This is a genomic window from Chryseobacterium sp. R2A-55 (genome assembly GCF_021401085.1).
Taxonomy (GTDB): Bacteria; Bacteroidota; Bacteroidia; order Flavobacteriales; family Weeksellaceae; genus Kaistella.
In genome coordinates this window covers 172355-189575 of sequence record NZ_JACBFP010000003.1, presented here as the reverse complement: position 1 = coordinate 189575, position 17221 = coordinate 172355, and the positions used below count along the sequence as shown (strand labels likewise).

Sequence of the window (17221 nt, the reverse complement as noted above, 5' to 3'; positions counted from 1 at the left end):
CTATTTAATCTCTTTAAATTTTCGTGTGCAAAGATAGGGAAAAACGCTGAAGTTCTTTTAGATACTTTTACAAGGTTTGAAGATCTTTCAAATGATTTGATGTTGCGCTTGGCATAATATTGGAATTTTACTTTTCAAATCACTAAAAAATATTATTATGGAAATTTTATGGACATTAATCATCGGTGCGGTTGCAGGATGGTTGGGCGCTCAGATTTTTAAGGGCGGAAGTTTAGGTTTAATCGGCAACATTGTTGTCGGAATATTGGGAGGTTTCATCGGTTATTGGTTGTTGGGAACCACTTTTGGCACTGCAGTTATTGGGCAGATTCTTACCGGTGCAGTGGGAGCCATCGTTTTACTCGCAATTGTTAATTTATTTACCCGGGGAAGAGCGGCTTAAATATTGACCTTTTTATGCGCAAAAGCAACCCAAATTCGGGTTGCTTTTAATTTTATCAAAAGAAGTTTTCAATCTTTTTGGATTTAGTCCTGATCAGGAATGATTCTGGTCGTGGTTTTATAAACCTGGAAATTAAAGATAAAACTTCTGTTTCTGAAGGATATGTTAGAATAATTAAAATGTGGATCTCTTGCAAAAGCTGCTCTAGACGGTACGATGATCACCCCCTGTAAATTATAGTTCTCTTCATCTGGAATGTCGTATGCCTTGAATTTCTGAATAGCCTCCCGAAAACCTTCTATCTCATAATAAGAGTGGTCGTAACTGGTGCCATACTTGCTGTTGAAAGCTGCTAACACAGAATTTTTCACGTAATAATAAGCTGGGTCAACTTCTGGGTTTCCTGTTGAAACAGTATTTCTGAAAGGATAGGACGAACCAAATTTCACTTTGCCATCTGTACTTTGTGCCACATAGGTGGTTGCGATATTCATCAGCCTCAAAATGTCTTTATCACCGATTACGGTGCCTGGATCTGGTTGTGAAGCTACTTTTTTCACATAAACAACACCTGAAGGCAGAGTGACAGGATTCAGGTCGAATAATTTGGTGTTCACTGTATCGGTTTCCACAAAATCCTTCACGTTTCCTTTTGCATCAAGGTAGTGTGTCTTTAGGAACTCTATGGTTGCTTCGTCATCATATGCGTTTTGGGTTTCTATGCTAACTTCTGGTTCTGCGGCAGTGGGATCGTCTTTTCTGCATGAAATCACTGAGATGGAAGCCAAAACCAGGAACAAGATTGTTTTTTTCATATTCAATTTTATCATTAAATTGCTGGGATTTTTTTAATACGGCAAAAGTATAAATAAATTATGAGAATAGATAAATTTTTGTGGTGTGTGCGCTTTTACAAGACAAGAAGCATTGCGGCGGATGAAATAAAGAAGAATAGGGTGTCGGTCGGCGGTCAGGTGGTGAAATCTTCGAAAGAGGTGAAAATCGGAGACCTCCTTAAAATCCGAAAAAACCAAATCGACTACCAAATCAAGATTTTGGAAATCCCTAAAAGCAGAATAGGTGCAAAACTGGTTCCGCTGCATATCCAAGACCGTACCGAAAAGGAACAGTACGAAATTTTGAGATTGAGGAAAATGTCTCAGGAGTACTACCGAACGAAAGGAGAGGGAAGACCTACCAAAAAAGATAGAAGAGATTTGGAGGGTTTCACCTCCGACGAGCCCCGTGATGAAAACACCGATTGGGATTTTTTCTTTAGTGATTTGGAGGATTCTAACGATGATTAAAAAATGCCCGGATTTCGGCGGAAATTTCACCAGGGGTTTTTCGGTCGGTATCCAGGGTGAATTTTGCCATGCTGTAAAATTGATTTCTCTCGAAAAGGTGCTTTGCAATAAATTCCGGCAGATCCTGCTCATTAATTTTTGCAATTATGGGCCGTTTTGATTTTTGCCTTGAAAGCCTTTCAGCCAAAGTTCCGACGGAGGTACGCAAAAAAACGCTTTCTGAATTTTGGTTGATGATTTCCATGTTGTTATAATAGGCGGGAGTACCTCCGCCAAGACTTAATACACAGTTTTTATCCTTTGCCAGAATTTCCTCCAACTTTTCGCGTTCGGCACGTCTGAAGAATAACTCGCCTTTCTTTTCGAAGATTTCTGAAATCGGCATCTTACACTGAAATGAAATTTCCTTATCCAGATCAATTAATTTCAAATTCATTTCCCGGCTCAATAGTTTGGAAATGTGTGATTTGCCGCTTCCCATGTATCCGATGAGTGAAATGATCATTTTTGAATTTTTCACAAATTTCTAAAAAAATTTTGAGATTTTAAAAAAAGACTTATCTTTGCACCACCAAAAATTAATGGATATATAAATACTTGCAGTTTTGTCAGCCAAGATTTATGAATGATCAATTATAATTTTGTGGCCGACCTGGTAGCTCAGCTGGTAGAGCAATACACTTTTAATGTATGGGTCCTGGGTTCGAATCCCAGCCAGGTCACAAGTAAATAAATTCCGTAAGATTTACGGTTTTTTTTTGCCTGCGTGGTGAAATTGGTAGACACGCCATCTTGAGGGGGTGGTTTCCTATGGATGTGCTGGTTCGAGTCCAGTCGCAGGCACGACAAATTCTTTAAGGGAAAAAAGAAGAATTAAAAATGAATAATTTTTGTTTGGTCTGATTTCCGAATTTATTAATTCTTAATTAGAATTAAGACCTGGTAGCTCAGCTGGTAGAGCAATACACTTTTAATGTATGGGTCCTGGGTTCGAATCCCAGCCAGGTCACTATTTACTTTTAGGAGTAAATTTTTTTCATATTAATATTTTGTGATTTGGTGTCCAAAAGCTTTCTGAAAAGGAAGCTTTTGGCTTTTTAGGTAAGGTGCATATTGTCTATTAAGCGCACATCTCCCACGAAAGCCACGATGAATGCGCGGTATTTTTTGCCCGGGTAAAAAAAGTCGGTTTCTTTTAAAGTTTCTTCTTCATCAATTTCGAAATATTCTAGCTTCATTTCTTTTTGATCTTCGAAGATTTCCTGAACCCGTCTGTAGATTTCAGGGATGGTGATGATTCGGAACCAGTCGTTCACTTTGACCAAGGTCTCATGGATGAGTTTTGCTTGTTCTCTTTGTTGGGGACTCAATCTTTCATTTCTGGAACTCATTGCAAGTCCGTTTTCTTCCCGATAAATTGGAACGCCGTGGATTTTAACCATAAGTTTCTGTTTCTTGACCAGTTTTTTGATGATCGCCAGCTGCTGAAAATCTTTTTCCCCAAAATAAGCATGGTCCGGCTTTACTTGGCGGAACAGTTTTTCAACCACCGTGCCGACTCCGTCAAAATGCCCAGGGCGGAATTTGCCTTCCATCTCGTTTTCCAAGCCATCAAAATCATAGTGCTGGCTTTTCAAACCTTCTGGATAAATGTCGCCCACTTCCGGAATATAAACCGCATCCACCAATCCGCAATCCTTTAAGATTTCGATATCCTTCTCAACATTTCGAGGATATTTTTCCAGATCTGTCGGATTGTTAAACTGCGTTGGATTCACAAAAATGGAGGAAATCACAAGATCGTTCTCTTTCTGGGCAACTTCGTAAAGGGAGAGGTGGCCTTTGTGAAGGGCTCCCATAGTGGGTGCAAATCCAATCTTTTTTCCCATTTCCTTCTGTCTTTCAATATAGTTGCGAAGGCTTTTCCGGTCACGAAAAATTTCCATAGTTTATTTTAATAATCCGTGTAAAAATAGAAATTTTTGATAAAAAATGACCATAAAGAAAAATAAAAGTCCAGCACATTTCTTATTCATCCTGCAAATTCCTTTGTGCATTAGGAAAATAATTGTACTTTTGCAACCGTTACATAATAATCATTAAAATAATATTGGAATGTACTTAACAACTGACAAGAAGAAAGAAATCTTCGCAAAGCACGGAAAGTCTGATGCAGACACAGGAAGCGCAGAAGGACAGGTTGCCCTTTTCACTTTCAGAATCAATCACTTATCTCAACACCTGAAAAAAAACCAAAAGGACTTCAACACTGAAAAATCTTTGGTGAAATTGGTAGGTAAAAGAAAGAGACTTTTGGATTACCTTAAGCAAAAAGATATCGCACGATACAGAGCGATTATTGCGGAACTTGGTTTAAGAAAATAATCTTCCGAAAAAGAAAATAAGCAACTCAGAAATGGGTTGCTTTTTTTTTAGAATTATTCTATTCATAAACCTGGCGCATGATTTCCAGTGATTTCGGCATTCGGAAGCCAGAGAAATGGATGTGGTAATACAGCATCAGCGAATCAGTAAACAGATTTCTGTCGGTTCTCTTCAACGAAATTCCGTAGGGGTCTGACGACGTCAGAAATTGTTTCCAGGTCCGGGAAATTTTCTCATCAAAGAGTTCATGGATTTTTTCGTCGCCGAAAGTGCCCGATTCGGGGTGAAGAAATTTTTTGTCGTTGAGCAGTGGAGCAATGCCGGAAATTTGGAGGAACTTCACCAGAAAAGCATTATAGGCATTGACATTTCCGCCCAATGTTTCCTTCCGAACTGCCGATATTTCATGGAAAATAATCTCGCTTTGCCTTTCCTCCCTTAAGACCTGGTTCAAGAATTCTGCCAGGAAAAAAAGGACGGAGTTTTGAACAAGGTTGCCTTCTTCTTTTTGCTCATTGGCTGGTTCCAGTTTTGAAATTTTGGGCATTTTTCCTGATTTGTTTGCAGGAATCACCGATATATTTAGTGGAATCAGCGGAATGAGATAGGGTTTCTTTTTGTTTCTGGGTGCATAAATTCCTCTGGCAAAAAAGCTCTCAAATCCTGATTCCTGCGAAAAACAATGCATCACCGCATCATTGTCGCCATATTTAATGTAAGAAAGCAGAAAGCATTTTTGATTTTGCATTAATTCACCACGGCAATTTTGGCAGTTGCTTTATCGGTTGCATCAGCATTGGTCATTAAGACAAAATAAATTCCAGAAGCTACCCGCACTCCGCGCTGGTTGTTGAGATTCCACTCATAATAACCACCTCTTGCAACGGCTTGGTGAACTAGATTTCCTGCAGCATCTGTAATTCTGATGTTGGTTTTATCTGCCAAACCTCTGATGCGTACGTTTCCTTTGTAATTGGCATAGACTACAGGATTTGGATAAACCAGCACATCACCGAAGTTGGAAGTTACCTCCAAAACGTCACCTTGGTAAACTATGATTCCGTCTGCCGTCACGAAATAGACTTTTCCGGTTTTGCTGTCCACTTTGATGTCTGTCACACTGTTTGTAGGGAGCGGGGAATTTTCTTTGGTAAAGTGCAAAATGGTTTGCTCACCGGTTGAACTTAAATAAAAAACACCGCCTCCATCGATGGATACCCATTTTTGGTTTCCGGAATCCACTTCGATCTGCAAAATGATGCTGTCCCTGAATAGTTCTTCACCCAGTCCATTTTGTTCGATGATGATCGGCTCCACAGTGGGAGTGTTCTTGATTTCGGTGGCGGCAGATCTTAAGATCCTTAATCCGCTTTCTGTTCCAATCCAGCCATCACCGTTTTTGTCTATGATGAAACTTAGAGTTCCCCCGGAATTGCTTGGAAGACCTTGATCTTTCTGTATGATGTAAATTTGGTCATCTGAAACAGGTTGAGTGTTTTTGTAATCCACTGCGCCGAAATTATTGGAACGCGGAAATGGAATCCAAAGATATCCCTCCGAGACATAAGCTTTTTGCACCGCTTCACCATTTGGAGCCACAAGTAGATTTCTTCCTATGAAACTGTCGCTGGATGGGTCGAAAGACAGATATCCGGTAGAGTGACCGGAATAAGTCGGGGTGTAGTAACTTGCTGTTGCGTACAGAATTCCGGTGTCGGTATAGGTCAATCCAACTGGTCTGTTGTAGGAGTAATTGTTTCCTATAGAATAATATTTCTGAAAGTCAAAATCTTTGGTGCCTGGATTGTATTTCATTCTGAAAAAACCCTGACCTACGTTCTGATTATAGTTGGAAAAAAAGAAATCTGTTTTGACGGATGGATTTTGAACTGCATCCAAAACATTAAACTGAATAGGATTATTTTTGAAGTAACTTGGATAAATCCATTCAGACCCATTGAAATAATAGAAGCCCAGATTTTTCGCATTGTAGCCTGCAAAATTGAAACGAGCTTCCCGAAATCCTGTTGAAACCACCAGTTCGCTGCCATTGACACTGATTTTATAAGAAAAATTATTATAAGGTCCATCTGGTTTCAGGATTTCGCCGGATTCCTTTTTCATTCCGGAAAGTTCTGTTCCTGCGTAAATCACAGAATTGCTGTAGAAACCTGTATTCAAGGCTTCGGAAGCATTGTAAGATTTTACGAAAGTGCCTGTAGTATTAAAAATCTGAACAGATTGGGAATCCGCCACAATAATATTTTGTGGAGTTGCCACCACATCTTTCACCCCGTTAAAAGTTTTCGGAATCGCATTAAAAGTAGTGCCGTCTCCCACAAAAACCGTTGTGCTATTTGCGTAAGCCATTACCGTGGACAAAGAAATCTGGGTGAAATTTCCCGCTGAAATGGTGTTCCAACTGCTGTAAATGGGGAAAGTCACATCCATTTTGTGGGTCTTCAAACCGGTAGAAGTCAGTGCATAAACGGTATCGCCTTTAATCACTGATTCTCGAGCTGCCTCATAAACTCCACCATTATTGAAGAAAGCGGAGTCCCCGAATTCTTTTTTATCCAGTTTAAAGATGGAAACCCCATAACCTACAGAAATGACCGCTAAATTTCCAGTGATATGGATGTGGTTGATTTTCTTGTTTCCCATATATCCGGTTGCAATAGGAATGTCCACTACATAAGTAATTCCTTCGGGAGAAATAATGTCCAAAGAGCCGCTATTGTAACCAACAAGTCCGATTTTGGTATCCGGATTATAGTCAAAAGCAGAAATTTTCACCTCATGCAATCCGTTTGCTTTCGAAAGTTTCTTGATTTCACCAGTTGCCGGCGTGTAATAGAAAATTCCGTTTTCGGTAGCTGCAATAAGTCTTCCCGCGTCTTCCCGGATTTCCAGGACATTGTTGTAGGAGAAAAGGTCGCTCCATTTGCTGGACGTAATTACCTGCGAAAAAGCAGAAACGGAAACGATTAACAGTAAAATAAGTAATGTTTTCTTCATCATTTGGTTAAACTAAAATTCTTTCATCTATAACTTGATTGTTCCATGAAATATTTTTCACGTTTTTATTTTTGTCGAAATAAAAGTCAATTCTTCCCAAAAGTAATCCTGCCCATCCCACTTGGTTCACCAAAACATTTTTTCCGCTTTTGTTGAGGAAACTCTGTGGTTCAGGCAAAAAAGTGTGGGTGTGGCCACCTAGAATCAGATCTATTCCGTCAGTTTTTGCGGCCAAGATCTTGTCTGAAATCTTTTTGGGATCATCTTTGTAATCATATCCGATGTGCGAGAGGCAAATCACCAAATCACATTTTTGGTCTTTCCTGAGAAAATCCGAATAATGCTGAGCGATTTCTATGGGATTCCGGTAAACCGTTTCGCGATAACTTTTCTTCCCAACCAATCCGGCGAGTTCTATTCCAACTCCGAAAATCCCGACCTTAATTCCGTTTTTATGAAATGTTTTAAAGGGAATGGTGTGTCCGTCTAAAATGGTGTTCTTAAAATCGTAATTGGAACAAATAAAAGGAAATTTTGCATGGGGCTGAACTTTTTTGAAGCCTTCCAAACCATTGTCAAAATCGTGGTTTCCCATGGTAGAAGCATCATAACCCATCATCGACATCAGCTTAAACTCCAGTTCGCCACCGAAAAAATTAAAATACGGCGTTCCCTGAAATGTGTCTCCCGAATCCAACAAAAGGACGTTATTTTCCTCTTTTCTTATTTTTTGGATCAAAGCAGCCCTTCTTGCAAAACCGCCCTGGTTTGGATTTCTGCTGTAGCTGGAATCAAACGGCTCGATTCTGCTGTGTTGGTCATTGGTGTGAAGAATAGTCAGCTTGGTTGCCGCTGATTTTTCCAGAAATTTCAGGTTTTCCGCCAAAAGCAAATTGGGAGCTAAAGTCAGCGCCAAAGTTCCACTGCCAATCGTTTTCAGAAATTGCTGTCTATTCATCGGTCTTGTTCTTTTTGTTTTTAAAAAGGATTCGCACGTCTTTCGGAATGGTGATCTCTGGATTTTCTTTAAATTTTTCCAGAAACAGATCGCGCAATTTGATTCCGGTCGAAATCATTTCACCTTTGCCGAAAAAAGCCATATTATCGCCACCTAAAGCCAGATAATCGGAAGTCGCGATATAATAGATTTTAGCGGGATCAACTTCATTTCCATTGATCAGTTCCTTGACGCTCATTCCGCTGTCGGTTTCAATATAAAGTCTGGAAACGGGATTGTTTTTCTGGGTTTTTGCATAATATTCGTAAAGACCTTTCAAATCCGAACCTTTCATCTTCACGATCATCACTTCATTTTCAAAAGGCATGACTTCGTAAATGTGTTTGGTCAAAATATCGCCTTTTCCAATGGTGGACCGGATTCCACCCACATTGATCACCGCTGCATCCACTCCGCCGGGAATTCCGTTTTTCCTTGCCCAGTTATCAGCTCCTTCGAAGGTGTAATCTGCAAGCAAATTCCCGAGATTGCTATTATCTCCCTGTTTGTTCAAATCCACATTGGTATGGGAAATTTTGGTATTCATCTTTCCTTCCAACTCTTTTTTGTAGGGTTCAATGAATTCGGTAAATTTGGGGTCTTCCGGTAAATCCTTGTCGAGCGAGATGTTTTTCCCGGGGCTCACTTTAGCCACTGTCATCGCAGTTCTGCAAGATGAAAGCGATAAAATGGCCAGTCCAAGAATCAGAAATCTGTTTTTCATTAAGATGCTGTCTAGAGTTGCAAATATAAAGATATGAATATTAAGTTCTGATTTTTTTTCTCAAATTCTCGCATTAATTTTCGTAATTTTGAAACATTAATTTTATTTGAAATGAGCAATTTAAGAGGAGTTGGTGTTGCTTTGGTTACACCGTTTAATGAGGATCTTTCGGTTGATTTCGATTCGCTGACCAAACTGGTGGAGTTCAATATTGCAAATGGTACCAATTATTTAGTGGTTTTGGGCACCACGGGAGAATCTGCGACTTTGTCCGCTGATGAAAAAACAGCGGTAATCAATCATATTGTAAAAGTGAATAACGGCCGACTTCCGCTGGTTTTAGGAATCGGTGGAAATAATACGATGGCGGTGAAAAAGCAGATCGAGGAAACTGACTTATCCGCATTTGAAGCGATACTTTCCGTTTCGCCTTATTACAACAAACCAAATCAGGAGGGACTTTACCAGCATTACAAGGTTTTGGCGCAAACCGGCAAGAATATCATAATTTACAACGTTCCTTCAAGAACCGGACAAAATATTGAGGCAGCAACAACGCTTCGACTGGCAAATGATTTCCCGAATTTGATCATGGTCAAAGAAGCTGCACCGAACATTTTGCAGTATTTCGATATTTTGAGGAAAAAACCGGCAAATTTCAATTTGGTTTCAGGGGATGACGAATTTACGCTTCCTGTAACTTTGGCAGGTGGAAATGGAGTGATTTCCGTGATTGGACAAGCTTATCCGAAAGAATTTTCTACGATGGTTCAGCTCGCGTTTGACGGAAAAGTGAAAGAAGCTTATGAAATCCACAACAAACTCGTGGAAATCACCCGATTGATTTTTGCGGAAGGAAATCCTGCCGGAATCAAATTTGTATTGGCAGAAATGGGAATCGTGAAAAACTTTCTCAGACTTCCTTTGGTTCCAGCCAGTGCAGGTTTGCAGGATAAAATTAAGGCTGAAATGGCGGGAATTTGATTCGAAGAGCATCTTATTTAACATAAAAAAAGAAGGACTTTATCTCAGGTCCTTCTTTTTTTAGCTGATAAGAAAAATTCCCTTATACAAATGGTGTTTTGACTACTTTTGCTGGAACATTTTTATTTCTGATTTGGATAAAGATATCCGATCCCACCTTGAAGTGCGGTTTTGCAACATAAGCCAAACCGATCCCTATATTTTTCATCGGACTCATTGTTCCGGAAGTTACCACACCAATTTCCGCTCCTTCGGAATCCACCACCAAATATCCGTGTCTCGGAATCGCTCTTTCCTGCATTTCAAAACCGACCAGTTTCCTGGAAACGCCTTCTTCCTTCTGCTTTGCAAAAAATTCTTTGTCCACAAAATCCTTGTCGAATTTGGTGATCCAACCCAATCCTGCTTCAAGGGGAGAAGTGGTGTCGTCTATATCGTTTCCATAAAGGCAGAACCCTTTTTCTAAACGCAAAGTATCTCTGGAAGCCAATCCGCAAGGAATCAATCCGAATTCTTTTCCAGCTTCGGTCAATGCGTCCCACAGTTTCAGGGCATCCTCGTTTTTAAAGTAAATCTCGAAACCGCCGCTTCCGGTATAACCTGTATTTGAAATAATCACATTGGATATTCCATCCACAGTTCCTTCCACGAAATGGTAGTAAGGAATTTCGGAAAGATTGGTATCGGTAAGTTTTTGCAGTGTTTCAGTTGCTTTTGGTCCCTGAATCGCAATCAGCGACATTTCATCTGAAGCGTTGATTAATTTTGCCCCGAATCGGTCATTGTATTTTTGGAATTGGTTCCAGTCTTTATCAATGTTTGAAGCGTTTACCACCACAAAATATTTTTCGTCATTCATTTTGTAGATGATCAGATCATCCACAATTCCGCCAGATCCGTTTGGCAGGCAAGAATATTGAGCTTTTCCGTCTTCAAGCAAATCCACGTTATTAGTGGTGATGTATTGCAGCAAATCCTTTGCAGAAGGACCTTCCACGAAAAATTGTCCCATGTGTGAAACATCGAAGATTCCCACTTTTTCGCGTACCGCAAAATGTTCTTCGGTTACGCCAGTATATTGAACCGGCATTTCGAACCCTGCAAAAGGCACCATCTTAGCGCCCAAAGAAACGTGTTTGTCATATAACGCTGTTCTTTTTTCCATTCCTAAATTTTTATTTGAATTTTATTTTTAAAGTTAACGAAGTTAAGGTTTTCAGATCTATTAATTCACCTCAAATTTTCTGTCTTTTATCAGTTCGGCAATTGCCAGGATATCGTTGCCAATCAAGCGGTCATCCTCTAATTTAGGAACTTTTGTTCGAATCAATTCATAAGCGGTTTCCACGAATTTCGAGCATTTCGAAGGTCGTCGGAATTCCAGTCCCTGTGCGCCGAACATCAGTTCCACCGCCAAAATATTTTCAAGATTTGCTAAAACCTGGTTGAATTTCCGTCCGGAAATACTTCCCATGGAAACATGGTCTTCCTGTCCCAAACTGGTGGGAATGGAATCTGCCGATGCCGGAAAGCAAAGCGTTTTATTTTCGGTAACTAAAGCAGCGGAAGTGTATTGCGGAATCATAAATCCGGAATTTAGCCCCGAACTCTCCACCAAAAGTCTGGGCAGCCCATATTTTCCTTCCAACAAGAGATAACTTCTGCGGTCGGAAATATTTCCAATTTCTGCCGCAGCTAAAGTCGCATAATCCAAAGGCAATGCGAGGAGTTGACCATGGAAATTTCCACCGGAAATAGATTCTTCTGCGCTCAACACGATTGGATTATCGGTCACGGAATTAAGTTCGGTTTCTGCCAGATTTTTCAGGTGTTCAAAAGCATTTCTGCTCGCACCATGAACCTGCGGAACACATCGCATGGAATACGGATCCTGCACTCTGTCGCAGAATTCGTGGCTTTTCAGGTTGTCGGAATTTTTCAGGAACTTCAACATTCTCGCCGCCACTTTTTTGCTTCCTGCAAACGGCCGGATTTCATGAAGTTCTTTCTTGAAGGGACTTGCGGATCCACGGTAAGCTTCCAAGCTTAGAGCCGCCGTCAAATCAGCCAGATCCAGTAAATATTCGAATTTATGTAAGCCCAAAATGGCGTGTGCCAAAATAAACTGGGTTCCATTTATCAGTCCTAATCCTTCTTTTGGTCCAAGTTTTAATGGTTTTAAACCATGTTTTTTTAAAATTTTCGAGGTTTCTGCCGGTTGGTCGTTTTCCCAGACTTTTCCCAAACCCAGAAGTGGCAAAACCAAATGAGCAAGCGGAGCCAAATCTCCGGAAGCGCCTACAGAACCTTGCTCGGGAACAACCGGAATGATGTCTTTTTCCAGCATCAATACCAGTCGTTCGATCACTTCCAGTGAAACTCCCGAAAATCCTTTTGAAAGGGCGTGGATTTTCGCAATCATCATTACCCGTGAAAAATCTTTGTGGATGGGTTTTCCAACGCCAACTGCATGAGAAATGATGAGGTTGTGCTGAAGTTGCGCAGCTTCTTCTTCCGAGATTTTCACATCACAAAGCGGTCCAAATCCGGTGTTGATTCCGTAAACGGTGCGGTCTGATTCCACAATCTGCTGAACGTTTTTCTGGGATTTCAGAATCTTATCTTTCGACGCCTTATTGAGTTTTGCAATTTTGGGATTTTCCAAAATCGCCATTATATCGGATATGGTGAAGGAATCTATGCCGTAAATCATTACTAATTATTTGGTCTTAAAATTACGGTTTTTCCGAGGATTATGAAAATTGAATTTCCAAATCCATTTCCCTATTTTTGTAGGGTGAATCTCAATCTCGAACTTCAGCTTAAGACTTTGCCTTCAGATCCCGGAGTTTACCGTTATTATGATAAGAACGGGCAGCTTCTGTATGTGGGAAAGGCAAAAAATCTCAAGAAAAGGGTACTTTCTTATTTTAATAAGAATCTTTCCGGTTACCGAACCAAAATCATGGTCGGAAAAATCCACCGTTTGGAAACAACCGTAGTAAACAGCGAGTACGATGCACTTCTCCTTGAAAACAACCTGATCAAGGAACATCAGCCTTTCTACAATGTGATGATGAAGGACGATAAGTCTTTTCCCTGGATTTGCATCAAAAATGAAGATTTTCCCAGGATTTTTATGACCCGGACTTTGATCAAGGATGGTTCGGAATATTTTGGACCTTACGCAAAAGTTCGTCCCGCAAAGGTCTTGCTTGATACCATTAAACATATTTATAAAATCAGAAGCTGCAACCTGAACCTTTCGCCGGAAAAAATAGCGGAAGGAAAGTACAAGGTTTGCCTGGAATACCATATCAAAAATTGTGAAGGACCGTGTGAAATGTTTGAAAGCAAGGAACATTATGATTCGAAAGTGGATGCAATCCGTGGGATCATCAAAGGTGATTTCCGCAAAGCGAAAGAACATTTGATTGGTGAGATGATGAAATACGCTGAAAATCTGGAATTTGAAAAAGCACAGTCGGTGAAAGAAAACATCGATTTGCTTGCAGATTATGAACACAAACACACCGTGGTGAATCCGAACATTGATGATGTGGATGTTTTCGGAATGACGAGCGACGAAACAGCGGTTTATGTGAATTATTTCAAAATCCAGAATGGAAACATTATTCAAAGCTACACCACCGAAATCAAAAAAGTTTTGGAGGAAACCGACGAAGATATTTTGGAGGAGGCGATTATTGAAATCCGGCAGAAATTCAATTCCGATTCTAAGGAAATTTTGTTGCCTTTTCATCTTCCGACCGAGATTCCTAACGTAAAGTTGATGGTGCCAAAAGTGGGAGATAAGAAGCGAATCGTGGAACTCTCTGAAAAAAATGCAAAGGAATACCGGGTAGAAAAATTAAAACAGGTCCAAATCGTTGATCCGGAAAGGCACACGAACCGAATCATGGCGGAAATGCAAAAACTGCTGCGAATGCCTGTGGAGCCGCGCCACATTGAAGGTTTCGACAATTCAAATATTCAGGGAACGAATCCGGTTTCGGCCTGTGTGGTTTTCAAAGATGGGAAACCGAGCAAGAATGATTACCGGATTTTCCATCCGAAAACGGTTGAAGGACCGAATGATTTTGCGACCATGGAAGAAGTGGTTTATCGCCGGTACAAAAGACTGATTGAGGAGAACGAGCCACTTCCGCAATTGATTTTGATTGATGGCGGAAAAGGGCAGCTTTCCTCTGCGGTAAAGAGTTTGAAGCTTTTGGGGCTTTACGGGAAAATTACCATTATTGGAATTGCAAAACGTCTGGAAGAAATCTATTTTCCGGAGGATTCGATTCCGCTTTATATTGACAAAAAGTCGGAAACCTTAAAAATCCTTCAAAGAGTCCGGGACGAATCCCACCGTTTCGGGGTGAAACACCACAGAACACGCAGAAAAAATTCAACCATCAAATCCGAACTCGAAGAAATTCCGGGAGTGGGAGAGAAATCGGTGGAACTTTTGCTTTCCAAATTGAAATCCGTCAAAAGAATTCGCGAGTCTTCACTGGAAACTTTAGAAGAAATCATTGGGAAATCCAGAGGAAAAGTGGTTTACGAATATTTCAACGGAGCGGAATAATTACTTCCTGATAAAAACCTGCTTTCCAAAACTTCCATCAGAATTTGGTGTTTCAATCACAATATTTCCGTTTTCAAAATAACCGAAAGTTGTAGTGCCATTTTCAAGCTGAACCCTGTACACATCTTTTTTGCCAGAAGCCGAAAAAACCGCATACGGAACAGATTTGCCTGGATTGGCCAGAATAAACTGGTTTTCAGATAAATTGATTCTGTTTAAAGTCAAAGTTCCGTTGGTATATGCTTCGGCAGTATTTTGCGCGGTAATTCCATTTGGGGTTTCTATCGTATTTTCTTTTTGGTTGACATGTTCTGTTTGTGAGACGGTTTCTGTCTGTTTTGACATTTGGGACGAAACAAGATGTACAGGATTTGAAACATTTATTCCTTTCATGGCATTTTCCAATGCATCCTGCATTCCTTCTTCTAATTCCTTGATGTTTGATTTTCCGTCAAAAGTCGCAACCGTTTTATTTTGGCAATCCTTGAAATCTACCCGAACTTTATTGGTGAGAAAATTTCCAGTGTCTGCAATTTCTGCGTGTAATGACTCGCAGCTGGTTTGGATGGGATCGGTGAGAATCACATATTTTTTAGCTTTGAGTTTTTTTGCCAATAAGTTGCTCAATCCGTATTTGTTGGCTTTTGCATTGGTGAATTCTTTAGGGATAAAAATATATTGGTAATCTGAAATATTTTGCCCGGAAAGTATTGCGAACAGGAAAATAAAAGATAATTTAAAGATGTTTCTCATGATTTTTACTTTGACTGAAACAAAGGTAATTTAATTCCTGAAATTGCCCATATCCAGTTTCAAAGAAAAAAAATTGGAGTAAAAGTTGGAACCACCGACTCCAGAATTGGTAATGGCGTAATCCAAAGTCAGCCCCTGATATTTTATCCCGATTCCCGCACTTGGCTGAAAGGAAATTTTTCTCTTCAAGCTTTCAATGTCGGTGACGGTTTGAAAACGGTTCAGTCCAATCCTCACAAAAATCATATCCTGAAATTTCAATTCTGCACCTGCATATGGTGTAATGCTGGCAAAATCTGTAGAAATCAGGGAAGCGGTTTTAGCGAAATCGATATTTAAACCCGCTTCAGGTTCCAGTTCCAAATCGCGGTTGATTTCAAAATTTTTGCTCATGCCCAAATTCAGTTTTGGCATGGTGATTTCCATTTTGTCTTTTGGAGCGGGGTTGAATTCCTCACCATTGACTATGGCGGAAAGTTCTTTCTGATTAACGGTCCAGAAATTCACAGTCGTTGTGGCATCTCTCAACATCGCGCCATATTTCCAGCCGGTGTCCGCAAAGTAAAGTGCCCCCAAATCAAATCCAAAACCGAATCCATTTGCAAATTTCCCTACATTTCTATAAACCAATTTCGCATTGACTCCCACTGCCAGTTTTTGATTTCCACCCGGATTAAATGCGTAAGAAAGAATTCCCGCATAATCAGACTGCGAGAAGCTGGTGATTCTGTCGTAATCAATATTTCCTTCGGAATCAATCATTTGAGTGGTGTTTAAAATATTGTCCACACCCAATCTGACTATGGAAATGGCGAAGGTTCCGTTTTTGTGATCCAGTGCTTTTGCATAGGCAACGTAATCATATTTTGCGATGGATTCGAAGTATTCTGCGTGCATAGCCGCACCTTGCCAATCGCGTTCGATTCCGATTAATCCTGCCGGATTCCACATCGGTGAATACACATCGTTCTGGTTGGAAATTACTGCTCCTCCCATTGCCAAACCTCTTGCACCGGCTCCAATATTTAGAAACTCGTTGGAATATTTTCTCACGATTTGTGCTTGGGAAAGGATTCCTGCAAGAGTGAAAAATGTAAGGAAGAGTTTTATCATCAAATTTCTAATTTATTGGTCGAAGCTTTTCTCTTTTGCTTGATGATCCCGTTTGCAATAATGGCCAAAATCATAATCGATGAGGCGATATAGAAAACCGGACTCATCTGTTCAGACTCCCCAAAGATAAAAAAAGCAAGAATAATCCCATAAATCGGCTCCAAATTTACCGTCAAAATTAAAGTAAACGGAGAAATATATTTCATCAGCTGCACCGATTCGAGCATCGGAAAAGCTGTGAAAATACTTGCCAATAATACAACTAACGCCAAATCACGGTAACTTATTTCATGGAGCTGGGAAATTTGACCGGTCAACAGATAGAAAACACTTAAAATTAATAATCCCGAAAAAATCTCATAAAAAATAATATTACCAGAGCTGGTTTTGCCAAATATTTTCCCATTAAAAACGGAAAAGATAGTTCCGAAAATGGCCGTCAAAATGCCGAAGAAAATTCCTTCCTTATATTGAAATTCAGTTTTAAAGATCAGTCCCATGCAGATTACGATCACGATTCCCATGATGACTTCTGAGATATCAATTTTTCTCTTAAAGATAATAGGCTCAAGAATTGATGCAAAAAGGGTGGAAAGTGAGAGACAACTCAGAGCAATGGAAACATTGGAAACCTTGATGGAATGAAAGAAGCAGAGCCAATGAAACGCCATGAATCCTCCAATAGCCGATAACTGCAGGAAAAGTTTTTTGGAAATCTTGATGCTTTCACCTTTAAAAAAACGAATGAACAAAAAGAGGAAGAATGCCGCAAAAGCCATTCGGTAAAAAACCAGGATCTGCGCATTGGCATGAATCAGTTTTCCTAAAATAGCGGTAAATCCCCATAAAAATACGATGAAATGTAGGCGAAAAAGTGCAGATTTGTTGACCATGAAAAACTGTCTGTTTTGAAGTTCTGCAAAAGTACGAATTTGGATTGAGC

Annotated in this window: 17 protein-coding genes and 3 tRNA genes; 8 read left to right on the top strand and 12 right to left on the bottom strand. The window is 40.1% G+C overall.

All coding sequences use genetic code 11. The features are described from left to right. Positions 1-157 precede the first annotated feature (157 nt). Positions 158-403 carry a GlsB/YeaQ/YmgE family stress response membrane protein gene (locus tag L0951_RS06060; protein WP_234110332.1) on the top strand — a complete coding sequence of 82 codons (246 nt, stop codon included), beginning with the start codon at positions 158-160 and terminating at the stop codon, positions 401-403. An 83-nt stretch (positions 404-486) separates the two neighbouring features. Here the strand turns inward: L0951_RS06060 and L0951_RS06055 are convergent, their stop codons facing one another. Next, positions 487-1218, bottom strand: coding sequence for a hypothetical protein (locus L0951_RS06055; protein ID WP_234110330.1), 732 nt, complete (start codon positions 1216-1218; stop codon positions 487-489). A 60-nt stretch (positions 1219-1278) separates the two neighbouring features. On the opposite strand from L0951_RS06055, the gene L0951_RS06050 reads away from it, so the two are divergent. Next, on the top strand, positions 1279-1710 hold the full coding sequence (locus L0951_RS06050; RefSeq protein ID WP_234110328.1) for an RNA-binding S4 domain-containing protein: 432 nt from the start codon (positions 1279-1281) through the stop codon (positions 1708-1710). Here the strand turns inward: L0951_RS06050 and L0951_RS06045 are convergent. Then, positions 1697-2215, bottom strand: coding sequence for a shikimate kinase (locus L0951_RS06045; RefSeq protein ID WP_234110326.1), 519 nt, complete (start codon positions 2213-2215; stop codon positions 1697-1699). The two genes, L0951_RS06050 and L0951_RS06045, sit on opposite strands and share 14 nt — an antisense overlap. A gap of 144 nt (positions 2216-2359) precedes the next feature. On the opposite strand from L0951_RS06045, the gene L0951_RS06040 reads away from it, so the two are divergent. The 3 genes from L0951_RS06040 to L0951_RS06030 all read left to right on the top strand — a co-directional run bounded on the left by L0951_RS06040 (position 2360) and on the right by L0951_RS06030 (position 2719). Then, positions 2360-2432 (top strand) — tRNA-Lys (locus L0951_RS06040). A 38-nt stretch (positions 2433-2470) separates the two neighbouring features. Next, a tRNA-Leu gene (locus L0951_RS06035) sits at positions 2471-2553 on the top strand. A 93-nt stretch (positions 2554-2646) separates the two neighbouring features. Beyond that, positions 2647-2719 (top strand) — tRNA-Lys (locus tag L0951_RS06030). 88 nt (positions 2720-2807) lie between these two features. Here the strand turns inward: L0951_RS06030 and panC are convergent. Beyond that, the gene (panC, locus tag L0951_RS06025; protein WP_234110324.1) at positions 2808-3656 is read right to left on the bottom strand and encodes a pantoate--beta-alanine ligase; all 849 of its coding nucleotides are present in this window, start codon (positions 3654-3656) and stop codon (positions 2808-2810) included. Positions 3657-3825: 169 nt separating this feature from the next. Here panC and rpsO point away from each other — a divergent pair, with 169 nt between their 5' ends. After that, entirely contained in the window at positions 3826-4095 is a 270-nt protein-coding gene (rpsO, locus tag L0951_RS06020) for a 30S ribosomal protein S15 (protein ID WP_048498984.1), read from the top strand. Positions 4096-4153: 58 nt separating this feature from the next. Here rpsO and recO read toward each other — a convergent pair whose 3' ends face one another. Genes recO through L0951_RS06000 form a run of 4 tightly spaced genes read right to left on the bottom strand, consistent with a single transcriptional unit; the run spans position 4154 to position 8834 of the window. Further along, positions 4154-4843, bottom strand: coding sequence for a DNA repair protein RecO (gene recO / locus L0951_RS06015; protein WP_234110322.1), 690 nt, complete (start codon positions 4841-4843; stop codon positions 4154-4156). Further along, positions 4843-7113, bottom strand: a complete 2271-nt coding sequence (locus L0951_RS06010) for a hypothetical protein (RefSeq protein ID WP_234110320.1) — start codon at positions 7111-7113, stop codon at positions 4843-4845. Before L0951_RS06010 ends, recO begins: the two co-directional genes overlap by 1 nt. Positions 7114-7120: 7 nt before the next feature. After that, the gene (locus L0951_RS06005) at positions 7121-8071 is read right to left on the bottom strand and encodes a bifunctional metallophosphatase/5'-nucleotidase (protein ID WP_234110318.1); all 951 of its coding nucleotides are present in this window, start codon (positions 8069-8071) and stop codon (positions 7121-7123) included. Then, positions 8064-8834, bottom strand: coding sequence for a 5'-nucleotidase C-terminal domain-containing protein (locus L0951_RS06000; protein ID WP_234110317.1), 771 nt, complete (start codon positions 8832-8834; stop codon positions 8064-8066). The genes L0951_RS06005 and L0951_RS06000 overlap by 8 nt, the downstream gene beginning before the upstream one ends. 111 nt (positions 8835-8945) lie before the next feature. Between L0951_RS06000 and dapA the strand changes: the two genes are divergently transcribed. Then, positions 8946-9818 (top strand): 4-hydroxy-tetrahydrodipicolinate synthase, encoded by an 873-nt coding sequence (dapA, locus tag L0951_RS05995; protein ID WP_234110314.1) that lies wholly within the window; start codon positions 8946-8948, stop codon positions 9816-9818. Between the two features lie 82 nt (positions 9819-9900). Here the strand turns inward: dapA and gcvT are convergent, their stop codons facing one another. Beyond that, the gene (gene gcvT / locus L0951_RS05990) at positions 9901-10983 is read right to left on the bottom strand and encodes a glycine cleavage system aminomethyltransferase GcvT (protein ID WP_234110312.1); all 1083 of its coding nucleotides are present in this window, start codon (positions 10981-10983) and stop codon (positions 9901-9903) included. A 60-nt stretch (positions 10984-11043) separates the two neighbouring features. Next, positions 11044-12531 (bottom strand): histidine ammonia-lyase, encoded by a 1488-nt coding sequence (hutH, locus tag L0951_RS05985; RefSeq protein WP_234110309.1) that lies wholly within the window; start codon positions 12529-12531, stop codon positions 11044-11046. A gap of 84 nt (positions 12532-12615) precedes the next feature. Here hutH and uvrC point away from each other — a divergent pair, with 84 nt between their 5' ends. Next, a complete protein-coding gene (gene uvrC, locus L0951_RS05980) occupies positions 12616-14412 on the top strand; it encodes an excinuclease ABC subunit UvrC (protein WP_234110306.1) in 1797 nt (598 codons plus the stop codon). Here the strand turns inward: uvrC and L0951_RS05975 are convergent, their stop codons facing one another. The 3 genes from L0951_RS05975 to L0951_RS05965 are packed head-to-tail and all read right to left on the bottom strand — an operon-like array spanning position 14413 to position 17171. Further along, positions 14413-15165, bottom strand: a complete 753-nt coding sequence (locus tag L0951_RS05975; protein ID WP_234110304.1) for a hypothetical protein — start codon at positions 15163-15165, stop codon at positions 14413-14415. A 30-nt stretch (positions 15166-15195) separates the two neighbouring features. Continuing rightward, entirely contained in the window at positions 15196-16278 is a 1083-nt protein-coding gene (locus L0951_RS05970) for a PorV/PorQ family protein (RefSeq protein WP_234110301.1), read from the bottom strand. Beyond that, positions 16278-17171 carry a DMT family transporter gene (locus tag L0951_RS05965; protein ID WP_234110298.1) on the bottom strand — a complete coding sequence of 298 codons (894 nt, stop codon included), beginning with the start codon at positions 17169-17171 and terminating at the stop codon, positions 16278-16280. Before L0951_RS05965 ends, L0951_RS05970 begins: the two co-directional genes overlap by 1 nt. Between the last annotated feature and the right edge of the window lie 50 nt (positions 17172-17221).

Excerpts from the sequence above, each read along its gene's own strand:
- L0951_RS06060 (WP_234110332.1), top strand. The coding sequence starts at position 158 with ATGGAAATTTTATGGACATTAATCATCGGTGCGGTTGCAGGATGGTTG.
- L0951_RS06055 (WP_234110330.1), bottom strand. The coding sequence starts at position 1,218 with ATGAAAAAAACAATCTTGTTCCTGGTTTTGGCTTCCATCTCAGTGATT.
- L0951_RS06050 (WP_234110328.1), top strand. The coding sequence starts at position 1,279 with ATGAGAATAGATAAATTTTTGTGGTGTGTGCGCTTTTACAAGACAAGA.
- L0951_RS06045 (WP_234110326.1), bottom strand. The coding sequence starts at position 2,215 with ATGATCATTTCACTCATCGGATACATGGGAAGCGGCAAATCACACATT.
- panC (WP_234110324.1), bottom strand. The coding sequence starts at position 3,656 with ATGGAAATTTTTCGTGACCGGAAAAGCCTTCGCAACTATATTGAAAGA.
- rpsO (WP_048498984.1), top strand. The coding sequence starts at position 3,826 with ATGTACTTAACAACTGACAAGAAGAAAGAAATCTTCGCAAAGCACGGA.
- recO (WP_234110322.1), bottom strand. The coding sequence starts at position 4,843 with ATGCAAAATCAAAAATGCTTTCTGCTTTCTTACATTAAATATGGCGAC.
- L0951_RS06010 (WP_234110320.1), bottom strand. The coding sequence starts at position 7,113 with ATGAAGAAAACATTACTTATTTTACTGTTAATCGTTTCCGTTTCTGCT.
- L0951_RS06005 (WP_234110318.1), bottom strand. The coding sequence starts at position 8,071 with ATGAATAGACAGCAATTTCTGAAAACGATTGGCAGTGGAACTTTGGCG.
- L0951_RS06000 (WP_234110317.1), bottom strand. The coding sequence starts at position 8,834 with ATGAAAAACAGATTTCTGATTCTTGGACTGGCCATTTTATCGCTTTCA.
- dapA (WP_234110314.1), top strand. The coding sequence starts at position 8,946 with ATGAGCAATTTAAGAGGAGTTGGTGTTGCTTTGGTTACACCGTTTAAT.
- gcvT (WP_234110312.1), bottom strand. The coding sequence starts at position 10,983 with ATGGAAAAAAGAACAGCGTTATATGACAAACACGTTTCTTTGGGCGCT.
- hutH (WP_234110309.1), bottom strand. The coding sequence starts at position 12,531 with ATGATTTACGGCATAGATTCCTTCACCATATCCGATATAATGGCGATT.
- L0951_RS05975 (WP_234110304.1), bottom strand. The coding sequence starts at position 15,165 with ATGAGAAACATCTTTAAATTATCTTTTATTTTCCTGTTCGCAATACTT.
- L0951_RS05970 (WP_234110301.1), bottom strand. The coding sequence starts at position 16,278 with ATGATAAAACTCTTCCTTACATTTTTCACTCTTGCAGGAATCCTTTCC.
- L0951_RS05965 (WP_234110298.1), bottom strand. The coding sequence starts at position 17,171 with ATGGTCAACAAATCTGCACTTTTTCGCCTACATTTCATCGTATTTTTA.